Source organism: Leucobacter massiliensis, from assembly GCF_002982315.1.
Classification (GTDB): domain Bacteria; phylum Actinomycetota; class Actinomycetes; order Actinomycetales; family Microbacteriaceae; genus Leucobacter; species Leucobacter massiliensis.
The window spans coordinates 1-12,815 of record NZ_MWZD01000012.1 but is presented as its reverse complement, the minus strand read 5'-3'; the positions used below and the strand labels follow the sequence as shown (position 1 = coordinate 12,815).

General features: G+C 73.4%; 11 protein-coding genes. 6 read left to right on the top strand and 5 right to left on the bottom strand.

Annotated elements, in window-relative coordinates; all coding sequences use genetic code 11:
- Positions 1 to 19 precede the first annotated feature (19 nt).
- The 3 genes from B4915_RS01060 to B4915_RS01055 are packed head-to-tail and all read left to right on the top strand — an operon-like array spanning position 20 to position 4,052.
- Positions 20 to 2,953, top strand: a complete 2,934-nt coding sequence (locus B4915_RS01060) for an immunoglobulin-like domain-containing protein (protein ID WP_105804008.1) — start codon at positions 20 to 22, stop codon at positions 2,951 to 2,953.
- Positions 2,947 to 3,102, top strand: coding sequence for a hypothetical protein (locus B4915_RS14590; protein WP_181158414.1), 156 nt, complete (start codon positions 2,947 to 2,949; stop codon positions 3,100 to 3,102). The genes B4915_RS01060 and B4915_RS14590 overlap by 7 nt, the downstream gene beginning before the upstream one ends.
- Positions 3,099 to 4,052 carry an aldose 1-epimerase family protein gene (locus B4915_RS01055; protein ID WP_181158413.1) on the top strand — a complete coding sequence of 318 codons (954 nt, stop codon included), beginning with the start codon at positions 3,099 to 3,101 and terminating at the stop codon, positions 4,050 to 4,052. The genes B4915_RS14590 and B4915_RS01055 overlap by 4 nt, the downstream gene beginning before the upstream one ends.
- Positions 4,053 to 4,076: 24 nt before the next feature.
- Here the strand turns inward: B4915_RS01055 and B4915_RS01050 are convergent, their stop codons facing one another.
- The 5 genes from B4915_RS01050 to B4915_RS01030 form a co-directional block, all read right to left on the bottom strand.
- On the bottom strand, positions 4,077 to 4,940 hold the full coding sequence (locus B4915_RS01050) for a siderophore-interacting protein (protein WP_105804007.1): 864 nt from the start codon (positions 4,938 to 4,940) through the stop codon (positions 4,077 to 4,079).
- 117 nt (positions 4,941 to 5,057) lie between these two features.
- Positions 5,058 to 6,443, bottom strand: coding sequence for an adenylosuccinate lyase (purB, locus tag B4915_RS01045; RefSeq protein WP_105804006.1), 1,386 nt, complete (start codon positions 6,441 to 6,443; stop codon positions 5,058 to 5,060).
- Positions 6,444 to 6,514: 71 nt separating this feature from the next.
- A complete protein-coding gene (locus B4915_RS01040) occupies positions 6,515 to 7,864 on the bottom strand; it encodes an FtsX-like permease family protein (protein WP_105804005.1) in 1,350 nt (449 codons plus the stop codon).
- Complete coding sequence (locus tag B4915_RS01035) at positions 7,861 to 8,631, bottom strand: ABC transporter ATP-binding protein (protein WP_105804004.1); 771 nt, start codon at positions 8,629 to 8,631, stop codon at positions 7,861 to 7,863. Before B4915_RS01035 ends, B4915_RS01040 begins: the two co-directional genes overlap by 4 nt.
- A 140-nt stretch (positions 8,632 to 8,771) precedes the next feature.
- Positions 8,772 to 9,179 (bottom strand): phage holin family protein, encoded by a 408-nt coding sequence (locus tag B4915_RS01030; RefSeq protein WP_105804003.1) that lies wholly within the window; start codon positions 9,177 to 9,179, stop codon positions 8,772 to 8,774.
- A gap of 118 nt (positions 9,180 to 9,297) precedes the next feature.
- Between B4915_RS01030 and B4915_RS01025 the strand changes: the two genes are divergently transcribed.
- The 3 genes from B4915_RS01025 (at position 9,298) to B4915_RS01015 (ending at position 12,724) form a co-directional block, all read left to right on the top strand.
- Positions 9,298 to 10,401 carry a histidinol-phosphate transaminase gene (locus B4915_RS01025; protein WP_105804002.1) on the top strand — a complete coding sequence of 368 codons (1,104 nt, stop codon included), beginning with the start codon at positions 9,298 to 9,300 and terminating at the stop codon, positions 10,399 to 10,401.
- 137 nt (positions 10,402 to 10,538) lie between these two features.
- The gene (locus B4915_RS01020; RefSeq protein ID WP_105804001.1) at positions 10,539 to 11,726 is read left to right on the top strand and encodes a thiamine pyrophosphate-dependent enzyme; all 1,188 of its coding nucleotides are present in this window, start codon (positions 10,539 to 10,541) and stop codon (positions 11,724 to 11,726) included.
- A complete protein-coding gene (locus tag B4915_RS01015; protein WP_105804000.1) occupies positions 11,723 to 12,724 on the top strand; it encodes an alpha-ketoacid dehydrogenase subunit beta in 1,002 nt (333 codons plus the stop codon). Before B4915_RS01020 ends, B4915_RS01015 begins: the two co-directional genes overlap by 4 nt.
- The last annotated feature ends 91 nt before the right edge of the window (positions 12,725 to 12,815 follow it).

The window sequence follows — 12,815 nt, the reverse complement described above, 5'->3', positions numbered from 1 at the left end:
ACCCGAGGAGCACTCGACGATGAGCCAGCATCCCCGTTCGCCCCGTACCGCCCGCCGCCGCGCGCTCGGGCTCGTCCTCGCGGCGGCGCTCGCGGTTCCGCTCGGCGGCTTCGGCATCACGGCCGCGGCCGCCGAAGCGCCGCAGCCGAGCGCCCACTACGACATGTCGCATCGCGGCGGAACCCTGCTCGACGTGTCCGGCAACGAGCGCCACGCCTCGCTCACCGGCTTCGGCGACGGCTCCTTCGTGCGCGCGGGCGAGGACGAGGTGCTGCGCTTCGCCGGTGACGGCTACGCGGCGCTGCCGCAGGGCATCGTGACGGGAAGCGACAACGACTTCACCGTGGAGTACACCGTCACCACGCGCACCGCCGCCAACCACTTCGGCTGGGTGCTCGGCGACGGTGTCGGACCCTGGAACACGAGCGAGCTCGGCAACCACGTCTTCCTCAGCCCGCGCAGTGCGCAGAGCGGCTACGGCGATCAGGTGCTCTCCGCGATCCGCGTGAAGCGCGACGGAGGGAACGGCGAGGTGCGCCTCCCGGCCGGCGGCGGTCTGGGTGCCGGCTTCACCACCCTGACCATGGTGGGCGAGGGGGACCGCCTCACCGTGTATCGCGACGGGGAGCAGATCTCCACGGTGCAGCACCCGTATGAGCTGTCGAGCATCATCCCCTCCGGCGAGGTGCTCGGGTATCTCGGCCGCTCGCTCTACGCGGGGGACCCGCTCTTCGTCGGCGATGTGAGCGATGTGAAGTTCTGGGACGAGGCCCTGAGCGCCGAGCAGCTCGCCGCCGCGCAGCCCACCGCCGCGGAGAAAGCCGCGGCCAGCGAGGGCATCCTGCGCCTCGACCTCGGCGCGATCGTGCTCGGATCGAACCCCTCCTTCGACCGGGTCACGCGGAAGCTCAGCCTGCCGTCCGCGGTCAACGGGGTCGCCCTCGGCTGGGCCTCCTCCGATGAGTCGGTCGTCGCGCTCGACGGGCGCGTGTCGCGCGAGATCGCCGTGGACACCCCGGTGACCCTGACGGCGACGCTCGCCGGCGGGGCGCGGCTCGAGTTCGCGGTGACGGTGCTCGCGCCGTCGATCGAGGCGGACCTCGACGCCATCGTGCTGGCGGAGCGCAGCGGCGAGCACCTGCCGCTCGCGGTCACGGGTGCCGTCGAGGGTTCGCGCATCACCTGGACCTCCTCGGATCCTGCGCTCGTCACGCCGACGGATCCCGCCTATGCGCCGCCCGCGGTGGGCATGGCCGACCCCTTCGCGGGGGGCGGCGTGGTGACCCGGCCCGCCTACGGCGAGGGGGACCGCGAGGTCGTGCTCACCGCGACCGCGCAGCTCGGCGAGCGCAGCGTGTCCCGGGACTACGCCGTGACGATCGCCGAGCGCGGCCGCTCCGCGCCCGACGCGGGATACGCCTCGGCGTACTTCCGCTCGGACGGCGACGAGCGGATCTACGCCGCCGCCACGGAGGGCAACGACTTCTTCTCCTTCTCAGAGGTGAACGACGGGCGGCCGATCGTGGACAACTCCGCCGACACGACCGGGCACCGCGATCCGTACATCCTGCGCTCGCACGGCGGCGACACGTACTACATGATCGCCACCGACCTCTGCATCGGCTGCGGCACGAGCTGGGGCGAGGCCCAGTCGAACGGCAGCCTCAAGGTGAACGTCTGGGAGTCGAGCGACCTCGTCCACTGGAGCCGCACGAACGGCGACGAGAACGGCGGCATCACGATCAACCGGCCCGAGGCCGGAATGACGTGGGCGCCCGAAGCCTACTGGGATGACGAACTGCAGTCGTACGTGGTGTTCTTCGCCTCGCGCATGTACGACGACGAGGCGCACACCTCGGGGCCCGGCCACGCGCGCATGTTCGCGGTGCTGACCCGTGACTTCGTGAGCTTCACCTCGCCGCCCGAGACGTGGCAGGACACCGGCTTCGCGCGCATCGACTCGACCGTGCAGAAGATCGGGGACACGTACTATCGCTTCACGAAGAACGAGGAGGGCGGCGCCGCAGACGGACTGGAGCGCGGCAAGGACATCTTCATGGAGCGCTCCCGGGTGCTCACGGCGCCCACGACCCGCTCCGATTGGGACGCGGATCCCGCGACCGGTTGGCAGCTCGTCGACACCGCCATGACCACCCCGATCACCGGCCACGCCGGCGAGGGCCCGCAGATCATCCGCCTCAACGAGGGCGACCCGGCGAACCAGGACGGCGACGGCTATGTCTTCCTCGTCGACAACTACGGCGACGGCGGCTACCGCGCCTTCGTGACGAGCGGCGCCGCGCTCGCCGCGAGCGAGCGGGGGCAGCGGATCTCGCAGCAGCCGGAGTGGAGCGTGCGCGAGCGCGGCGGGCTGCCGCCGAGCCCGCGCCACGGCGCCTTCGTCAGCGTCACCCGGCAGGTGCTCGATGCGATGCACGCGTGGAGCGAGGTGCGGCCGGCCGAGTCGCGGACGGAGGTCTCCGTGGAGGGCCGTGAGCTCACGGCGCGGGTCTCCGCGCTCGACGGGGGAGAGGTGGCCGGCACCGTGACCTTCGCCGGCGGCTCGTGGCGCGAGACGGTCACCGTGCAGCCGGCGGAGCGCGCCGCACCCGGCTCGGCGGAGGCGGGTGACGCCGATGCCGTGGCGGGTGACGCCGATGCTGCGGCGGCCGTCGCCGCGGTGCGCGTGCCCGCGGGCGTCACCGAGGTGTCGGTGCGCTACGACGGGTATCGCGACGGCCTCGTCGCGCCCTCGGCGGCCGAGCCGGTGAGCCTTCCCGGGGGCGGCACGGCGGATGCCGGCGGCGCGACCGCGGATGCCGGCGGTGGCACGGCAGCTGCTGCCGGCTCCGGTTCGAGCGACGGCTCAGAGGCGGGCGCGAGCGCGGCGGGGGGGGGGGCGCGGCCGGCGGTTTCTTCACCCATCCCGGCTCCGGAGCAAATTAGGTGCTAGAGGGTAGTGGTTGGGTCTTCTCTGATAGGGATCCCGAGCTCGCCGCGACGGGGGCGCCGGGGCGGGGCTCGGTGCTGCTCACGGCGGCGCTGCTGCTCGGGCTCGGTGCCGCGCTCGTGCTCGTGCGTCAACGGCGGGCGCGCTCGTGAAGGGGAGAAGCGGCGAGCCCCGCTCCGGCGAGCAGTGGTCGATCGCGTATGGCGAGCAGCGCGCCGTCATCGCCGGGGTGGGGGCCAGCCTGCGCGGTTACCGCGCGGGCGGGCGCGATCTCGTCGTGCCCTTCGGGGCCGACGAGCTGCGGCCGGCGTTCCGCGGCGTCACGGTGGCGCCCTGGCCCAACCGCGTGGTCGACGGGAGTTTCACGTGGAACGGCGAGCGGTTGCAGCTGCCGCTGACCGAGCCCTCGCGGGGTCACGCGCTGCACGGCTGCACGCCCTGGCTGCGCTTCGCCGGGGAGCGGCAGGGGCCGCACGCGGTGGTGCTGCGCGCCGTGATCGAGCCGCAGGCCGGGTACCCCTGGAGGATCGCCGTCGAGACCCGCTACGCGCTCGGCCCGCTCGGGCTCACGCAGGAGGTCGTCGGGACGAACCTCAGTCCCGAGGCGGCGCCGTACGGCGTGTGCCCGCACCCCTACCTCGTCGCGGGGGCGGGCGGAGTGGACGACTGGACGCTGCGCCTGCCCGCCTCGCGGGTGCTCCTCGTCGACGAGCACCGGCTCGTGCCGGAGAGCCTCGCGGAGGTGAGCGTCGACCCTGAACGCTTCGACTTCCGCGAGCCGCGGCGCATCGGCGAGGCGCGGATCGACCACGCCTTCACGCAGCTGGAGCGCGGGGAGGACGGCCGGGCGCGGGCGGAGCTGCGGGCCCCGGACGGCGGCGGGGTCGCGATGAGCTGGGGACCGGAGTGCGCCTGGCTGCAGATCCACACGGCGGATCTCGCGGACTCCGGGGCGCACGGGCACCGGGCGGGGCTCGCCGTGGAGCCCATGAGCTGCGGGCCCGACGCCTTCAACCACGGGACGGAGCGGAACCTCGTCGAGCTGGCCCCGGGCGAGGCGCACCGTGCGGAGTGGCGGATCGAAGCGCTGGACGCGTCGTGAGTCCCGTTCCGCAGCCGGTCCCGGTCAGTCGTCGGGATCGGCCGGGTCGATGGGCGCGTGGTGATCGAAGGCGGCGTCTCCGCGTCGCCAGTAGCCCGTGATCGCGTACTGCTCGCGGGGCAGGCCGAGTTCGTAGCGCAGCAGACGGCGCAGCGGGATGAGCCGGTTCGCCTCGCCCGCGGCGAACACGTAGGTGCCGGCGTCGATGCCCGCCTCGCGCGCCGCCGTGGCGAGCCCGTCGGGCTCGGCGCGTGCGGCGCTGACAGGCACGTCGCGCCCGCCCTGGGCCGCGAGGTAGGCCCGCACCCAGTTGGGATCGTCGACGTCCGCGATGACCTCGATCCTCGCACCGGACGGCATCTCCGCGATCCAGCGAGCGGTCGCGGGGAGCGCGCTCGCGTCGGCCACGCAGAGCACGCGCGGCGCAGCGGCGGCGACCGAGACGGAACCGCGCGGCCCCACGATCACGAGCTCCTCGCCGGGCGCTGCCCGGGTCGCCCAGGCCGCCGCAGGGCCGGGGTCCGCGTGACGCAGGATGTCGATGTCGAAGGCGCGATGCCCGGAACCGGACACGGTGCGCACATTGAGCGGGGTGAAGTCCCTGCCGAAGGCGGGACCGTCGGGTCTGACGATGCCGCTCTCCTCGGGTCCGAGAGGAGCGGGGGCGATCAGCTCGCCGGTCTCAGGATCGGGGAAGAAGACGCGGGCGTGATCCCCGGGCCCGATGCTCGCCCAGTCCCCGAGCTCCTCGCCGGAGAGCGTGACCCGCGTGAAGTGCTCGATCTCGACGACCGCGGTCACGGTCACCCGCCGCGCGGTGAATCGGTGCATGGTGCGCGGGCGGGCGAAGAGCTCGGCTGGGCTGGGCGCGGCTTCGGTCACGGACATCCTCTCCTCAGATGCCCCCACTCTGACACAGCCGCGCCGTGACCCGCCAGGGGGTCGCTGCCGCTCAGGGGGCAGCTCACGAGGCGGCCGGCAGGCGGAGCGCCGGCGAAGGCGCGGTCAGCGCTGCAGGTAGTCCAGCAGACGCGCTGCGTCTCCGGTATAGCTCGCGGGCGTCAGCGCGAGCAGGCGCTGCTTGGCGGCCTCCCCGATCTCGAGCCCCTGCACGAACTCGGCCAGTTCGGCCTGACCGATCCGGCGCCCGCGCGTGAGCTCCTTGAGGGCCGCATAGGGGTCGCTGATGGTGGAGCGCCCCGCGGTCACCTCGGCACGGATGACGGTCTGGATCGCCTCGCCCAGCACCTCCCAGTTCGCATCGAGGTCGGCGGCGAGCACCTCCGGCGCCGCGTCGATCTGAGCGAGGCCCTTCAGGATGTTGTCGAGGGCGAGCACCGAGTGGCCGAGGCCCACGCCGATATTGCGCTGCGCCGAGGAGTCGGTGAGGTCGCGCTGCCAGCGGCTCGTCACGAGGGTGGCGGCGAGCGAGTCGAGGATCGCGTTCGAGAGTTCGAGATTGGCCTCCGCGTTTTCGAAGCGGATCGGGTTGACCTTGTGCGGCATGGTGGAGGAGCCGGTCGCGCCGGCGACGGGGATCTGCCGGAAGTAGCCGATGGAGATGTAGCTCCAGATGTCGGTCGCGAGATTGTGCAGGATGCGGTTCGCGTGTGCGACGCGGGTGTAGAGCTCCGCCTGCCAGTCATGCGACTCGATCTGGGTGGTGAGCGGGTTCCAGTCGAGCCCGAGTCCCTCGACGAACTCCTGCGAGACGCGCGCCCAGTCGGTCTCCGGGTCGGCGGCGAGGTGCGCCGCGAAGGTGCCGGTGGCACCGGAGAACTTGCCGAGGTACTCGATGTCGTCGATCTGGTTCAGCTGTCGTTCCAGGCGGTGCACGAACACCGCGAGCTCCTTGCCGAGCGTCGTGGGCGTGGCGGGCTGGCCGTGGGTGCGGCTCATCATGGGCAGCTCGCGGTACTGCTCCGCCTGACGGGCGAGCTCGCCGATGACCCGCGCGAAGCGCGGACGCCAGACCTCGGCGATCGCCTGCTTCACGGTGAGCGCGTAGGAGAGGTTGTTGATGTCCTCGCTGGTGCAGCAGACGTGCGTGAGCTCGGCGAGGTGGCCGAGGCCCTGCTGCTCGAGCCGCGCACGCACCAGGTACTCGACCGCCTTCACGTCGTGCTGCGTGGTCTTCTCCGTCTCCGCCAGCTCGTCGATCTCGGCCTGGCCGAAGTTCGCCGCCCACTCGCGCAGGGAGGCGAGCTGCTCGGCTCCCATCGGAGAGCCGCCGAGCAGCGAGTGCTCGGTGAGGTACGCCAGCCACTCCACCTCGACGTGGACGCGCGCCCGGTTCAGCCCCGCCTCGGAGAGCGTGTCGCCGAGCTCGGCGACCTGCGCGCGGTAGCGGCCGTCGAGCGGGCTGATGGGCTGCGGGGGAAGCGGGGTCATGGGTGCCTCTCGGTGTGTCGGGATCCTGGCCGCCCCCATTCTCCCACGCGACGGCAAGCCGCCGGGGCGGCTCAGACCGCCGCCGGGGCGGCGCTCGCCAGGCGAGCGAGCAGCGGTCGAGTGGTGGCGATCCCGAGCCGCACGAGCAGGATCCCCGCGGCGAGCGAGGAGAACACCACGGCGAGCGACACCGGCGCGACGATGAGGGCGATCCCCAGCAGCGGCAGCACCAGTGCGGCTGCCACGCCCGCGGAGCCGAGCGCGGCGAGCAGCAGCGGCAGCATCACCGCACTGCGGCGCGCCTCGTCCTGCGCGGCGAGCGGGGCGCCGAGCATGTCGAGCGAGCGGATCACGTCGCGGCGGTCCAGCAGCGCCGCCGCCTGGCCGACGCCCACGGAGGCGGCGACCGTGAGGAAGGCGCCCACGACCGTGATGAGGATCCCGGTGCGGATGTCCGCGGGCAGGTGGAGCACGGCGGGGTCCGCGTCGGCCGCGGGGGCCGAGGCGTCCATCGCGCCGAGCAGCGCCATGCCCGAGCCGGCGAAGACCGCCATGAAGCTGGCCATCGCCACCCCCGAGACCTGCCGCCACGCCGCTCGCGGGTCCTCGAGGATCATGCGGGCCGAGAGCAGGGCGCGTGGCGTCTGCGCACGGCGGGCGCGCCCCCGTGCGAGCACCCCGATGAGCCAGGGGCCCACGAGGCCGAGCACGGCCAGCACCGCCGCGAACAGGCCCCCGAAGAAGAGGGCCGGTCCCACTGCGCCGAGGAGCGCCGGATTGATGCTGGTGAGCAGGCCGAGGGCCGCGGCGATCACGAGCACCGCGATGAGAGCGCGCAGCCATGAGAGGCGCGGCGCCCCGTGCTTGAGGGCGACGCCCAGCGGGGAGATCACCACGCGCCGCAGGCTGACGACGGCGCTCACCGCCGCGAGGGAGGTGACGCCGGCCACGAGGGCCGCGGCGACCCCGGCGTGCAGCGCCGCACCGGAGGTTCCGAGCGCCTCGCCCCGGAAGTGGATCAGGCCGATCAGCGGCGAGGCCGCGTAGGCGAGTGCGAGCCCGAGGAGCGCCCCGCAGAGGGCGACCGCTGCCGACTCGATCACGGTCATCGCCGAAACCTGCCGGCCCGTCGCCCCCAGCAAGCGGAGCGTGGACAGCCGCTCGTCCCGGCGGCGCACCGACAGGCGCGCAGCCGCACCGGCGAGGGTGACCAACGGCACGACCAGCAGCGCCAGGGCGATCGCCGCGAGCACCCGATAGAGGTCTCCGAGTTCGTCGGTGTACCCCCAGAAGCGCTGCGCACCCCCGAGCACGATGCCGAGGAGGGCCGTCACGGCCGCGTAGGCGATCACGGGGAGGAGCAGTGCGGTGCGGCCCTGGGCCGCTGGGCGCGAGAGCAGCCAGAGCACCCGGGCGATCATCGCTCGCCCCGCAGCCCCTCGGCGCCGGGCCATGATCCGGACGCGTCGCCGGACGGCGCGGCCGGGTACGCCGCCGCCGGGCCCTCGCCCGCGGGGGCGCTGTCGCGCACGACGCGCCCGTCGCGCATCTCGACGGTGCGCTGGCACTGCGCGGCGACCTCGCGGTCGTGGGTGACGACGACGAGCGTGCGGCCCTGCCCCACGGTCGCGGCGAGCAGCGCCTGCATCACCTCCTGCGAGGTCTGCGAGTCGAGGGCGCCCGTCGGCTCGTCCGCGAAGACGATCTGCGCGCCCGTCACCTGCGCCCGTGCGATCGCGACGCGCTGCGCCTGCCCTCCGGACAGCTCGCCGATCCGCCGCTCCTCCAGGCCCTGCAAGCCGAGGGCCGCCAGCCAGCCCGCCGCATACGGCAGCGACTCCCGCTTCGAACGGCCCGTGAGCATGAGGGCGAGCGCCACGTTCTCGATCGCGGTCAGCTCCGGCACGAGCAGGCCCTGCTGGAACACGAAGCCGAAGTGCTCGCGCCGCAGCCGGCTGCGTTCGGCGTCGCCGAGGTGCGAGATGTCGGCGCCGCCGAAGCGCACCTGCCCCATGCCGGGGACGAGGATGCCCGCCAGCGTGTGCAGCAGTGTGGTCTTGCCCGATCCCGAGGCCCCCATGACGGCCGTCGAGGTGCCCGCCGCGAAGGCGAGCGAGACGCCGTCGAGGGCGCGGGTGGGTCCGTAATGCTGGGAGAGGCCCTCGGCCTCGAGCAGTGGTGTGTGCATGCGTCCAGCCTCGCCCGCCGACGCGCCCGCCGCATCGACCCGGAGTGCCGCCCGCGTGGTACCCGGGTCTCACGCCAGCTCGCTGCCGGGTCACTGCCGGCGAGCCCGGCTCAGCGGCCCATGGGCTGGCGGTGCCGGCCTCAGCGGTCCTTGCGCCGGCCGGTGCCCAGGAGGCCGTTCATGATGCCGGCGAGCACGGACATCACGAGGGCCGCGAGCACACCCCACCAGAAGCTCTCGATCCGCAGGCCGAAACCGGCGAGCTCGGAGAGCCAGGCGACGACGGCGAAGAGAAAGCCGTTGACGATCAGCCCGAAGAGGCCCAGCGTGAGAATGTAGAGCGGAATCGACACGAAGCGCACGACGCGGCCCAGGGTCGCGTTGACGAGACCGAAGACGAGCGCGACGAGCAGCAGGGTGATCAGCGGTGCGTAGTCGTCACCGCTGATGGGGACGATCCACACCCCGTGCGGGCCGTTCCCGCCGACGATCAGCGTCGTCAGCCACAGCGCGAAGGCGCCGACGAGAACCCTGATGATGCTGCGCATGCTCCCAGTCTCGCACGTCCGCGGCGGCCGCGCAGCAGGCGCCCGCCACGGTGCGAGGGACGCGGACGACGCGGATGGGCGCCCATCCGCCGGGGCCTGGCGCTCTACACTGGCCTCTATGAGCGACACCCCCGCCCCGCCCGTGCGCCTGCGCGCCGATGTGCTCGCCACCCCCGCCTACCGGCAGGGGGCGACGCCAACGAAGCCCGGCTTCAAGCTGTCGAGCAATGAGAACCCCTTCGAGCCGCTGCCGGGTGTGCTCGCCGCGATCACGGAGCGGGCGGGGCTGAGCCACCGCTACGCCGCGGCGGGGATGCCGGAACTGCGTGCGGCCATCGCCGAGCCCTTCGGCGTGGACGCCGGATCGGTGCACCTCGGCGCGGGATCGGTCACGATCCTCTATCAGCTCGTGCACGCCGCGGCCGGCCCGGGCGACGAGTACCTCTACGCGTGGCCCAGCTTCGAGGCCTACCCGGCGCTCGGGCTCGCGTCGGGGGCGACGCCCGTCGCCGTCCCGCTGAACGCGCGCGCCGAGCATGCACTCGATGCGTTCGCCGCAGCGATCACCGAGCGCACCCGGGTGGTGCTGCTGTGCAGCCCCAACAACCCGACCGGGCCCGCGATCGGACGCGCCGACTTCGACCGCTTCATGGCGCGCGTGCCCGCCGACACCCTCGTGGTCCTCGACGAGGCGTACCGCGAGTTCGTCACCGATCCGCAGGCCGTGCGCGGCGAGGACGTGCTGCGCGAGCACCCGAACCTCGTGGTGCTGCGCACCTTCTCGAAGGCGTACGGGCTGGCGGGGCTGCGCATCGGCTACGGCGTCGGCGACCCCGCGATCCTGGGGGCCGCAGCGAGCGTGGCGGTCCCGCTCTCGGTGACCGGCATCGCGGAGAGCGCCGCGCTGGCCGTGCTCGCACCCGAGGCCCGTGAGGCCGGCGCGGAACGCATCGCGGCGCTCGCCGAGCGGCGCGATGGGCTTGCGGCCTCCCTGCGCGAGCTCGGACTGGACGTGCCCGAGGCGCAGGGCAACTTCGTCTGGATCCGCGAGACGGCTGCGGGCGAAGGGGGCGTGGAGAGCGCGCTCGCGCTCGCGGCCGACTTCGCCGAGGCGGGCACCCTCGTGCGTCCCTTCGCCGGCCACGGCGTGCGCATCTCCGTCGGAGAGGCCGAGAGCGTGCCGGAGGTGCTGCGCGTCGTCGCCGCCCACCTCGGGCGATAGCGCGCGGCTGCGCCGCCGGGGAGACGCGGTTGCCTGGTCCCGCTGAGCACTCTGCCTCCTCCCCGGACACCGGCCCGCGACTTCGCGGCGCGGGTATATCCGGGGATGCGGGCGGGGCCTCATTACACTGGGTCGGGATGAGCGAACAGACCTCCATTGAGCCCCTGCTGAGCGGGGTGGATCCCGAGCCGATCCGCTTCCTCGACGAGCAGGGCCGGTACGCACCCTCGGCCACCGCGGCGGAGTTCGCCGACGAGCTCGCGGCAGTGGGGGCCGACGACTTCGCGCAGTGGTATCGCGACATGGTCTCCACGCGCGCCTTCGACACCGAGTGCACGCATCTGCAGCGCCAGGGCCAGCTCGCGCTGTGGGTGCCGAGCGTCGGCCAGGAGGGGTGCCAGGCGGGCCTCGCCCACGCCACGGAGCCCCAGGACCACATCTTCCCCGCCTACCGCGAGCACACCGTCGCGCGGGTCCGGGGCCTCCCGCTCGTGCAGCTCGCCCGCCTCTTCCGCGGCCTCACCCACGGCGGCTGGGACGTCACCGACCCCGCCAACGGCAACTTCCACCTCTACACGCTCGTGCTCGGCGCGCAGGCGCAGCACGCCACCGGTTACGCCCTCGCCCAGGTGCTCGACGCGAAGCGCCGCGCCGGCGACGGCGCGCTCGACGCGGGGGAGCCGGGCACCGCCACCGGCGAGGCCACCATGGTCTTCTACGGGGACGGCACCAGCAGCCAGGGCGACGCCAACGAGGCCCTCATCTTCGCGGCGAGCTACCAGACCCCCGAGGTGTTCGTCGTGCAGAACAACCAGTGGGCGATCTCCGTGCCCGTCACCCGGCAGTCCCGCACCCCGCTCTACCGCCGCGCCCTCGGCTTCGGCCTGCGCAGCGTGCAGATCGACGGCAACGACCCGCTCGCCGCCTACGCCGTCGGACGCCGTTTCCTCCGCGACGCCCGCGAGGGCCGGGGCCCGGGCTACATCGAGGCGCTCACCTACCGCATCGGCGCGCACACCACGAGCGACGACCCGACCCGCTACCGGGCCGAGGGCGAGCTGGAGGCGTGGCAGCGGCGGGATCCGATCGCGCGGCTCGAGACCCACCTGCGCTCGCTCGGCCTCGGCGACGACTTCTTCGAGGAGGTGCGCGCCACCGCCGACCGGGAGGCGAAGCAGATCCGCGACGAGATCCTCGCCCTGCCGGTGCCGGAGGCGGACAGCATGTTCGCGCACGTCTACTCCGAGCCGCACCCGCGCATTGAGGAGCAGCGCGCCTGGCTCGCGCACTACGAGGCCTCGTTCACCGAAGGGAGCGCCGAATGAGCGCCGTCACCACCCTCGCCGAACGCACCACGCTGCCGCTCGCGAAGGCCATCAACGAGGGCCTGCGCACCGCGATGGCCGCCGATGACCGCGTGCTGCTCATGGGCGAGGACATCGGCCCGCTCGGCGGCGTCTTCCGCGTCACCGACCGCCTGCACGCGGAGTTCGGCTCGGCCCGGGTGCTCGACACCCCGCTCGCCGAGGCCGGCATCGTCGGCGGCGCGATCGGGCTCGCCATGCGCGGCTACCGGCCGGTGATCGAGATCCAGTTCGACGGCTTCATCTCCCCCGCCGTCAACCAGATCGTCACCCAGCTCGCCAAGTTCACCAGCCGGCACGACGGCGCGGTGCCGATGCCCGTCGTGATCCGCGTGCCCTACGGCGGTCACATCGGCGCCGTGGAGCACCACCAGGAGAGCCCCGAGGCCTACTTCGCCCATACGCCGGGCCTGCGCGTCGTCGCGCCCTCCACGCCGAACGACGCCTACTGGATGATCCAGCAGGCGATCGCCTCGCCCGATCCGGTGCTCTTCTTCGAGCCGAAGGCGAAGTACTGGCACAAGGGGGAGGTCGACCCCGTCGACGGCGCCTTCGAGCTGCACCGCAGCCGCGTCGCCCGTCCCGGCACCGACTGCACCGTGGCCGGCTGGGGGGCGATGACCACGACCCTGCTGCAGGCCGCAGAGATCGCGCAGAGCGAGGGCACCAGCCTCGAGGTCGTGGATCTGCGCAGCCTCTCGCCCATCGACTACGGGCCGCTGCTCGACTCGGTGCGGCGGACGGGCCGCCTCGTCGTCGCGCAGGAGGCGCAGGGCAGCGTGAGCCTGGGCAGCGAGATCGCCGCCCACGTCGCCGAGCACGCCTTCTACTCGCTGCAGGCGCCCGTGCTCCGGGTGGCCGGCTACGACGTGCCCTTCCCGCCCGCGCGGCTCGAGGGACTGTACCTGCCCGACGCCGACCGGGTGCTCGAGGCCGTCGACCGCACCATGCACTACTGAGGCGCGGCGCCGCCGTCCGCGGGACGACCGGCGCGCCGGCCCCATCGCCCCGCTGCCGTCCCGCCCGAGACCGACACGCGCAGGATCGCCT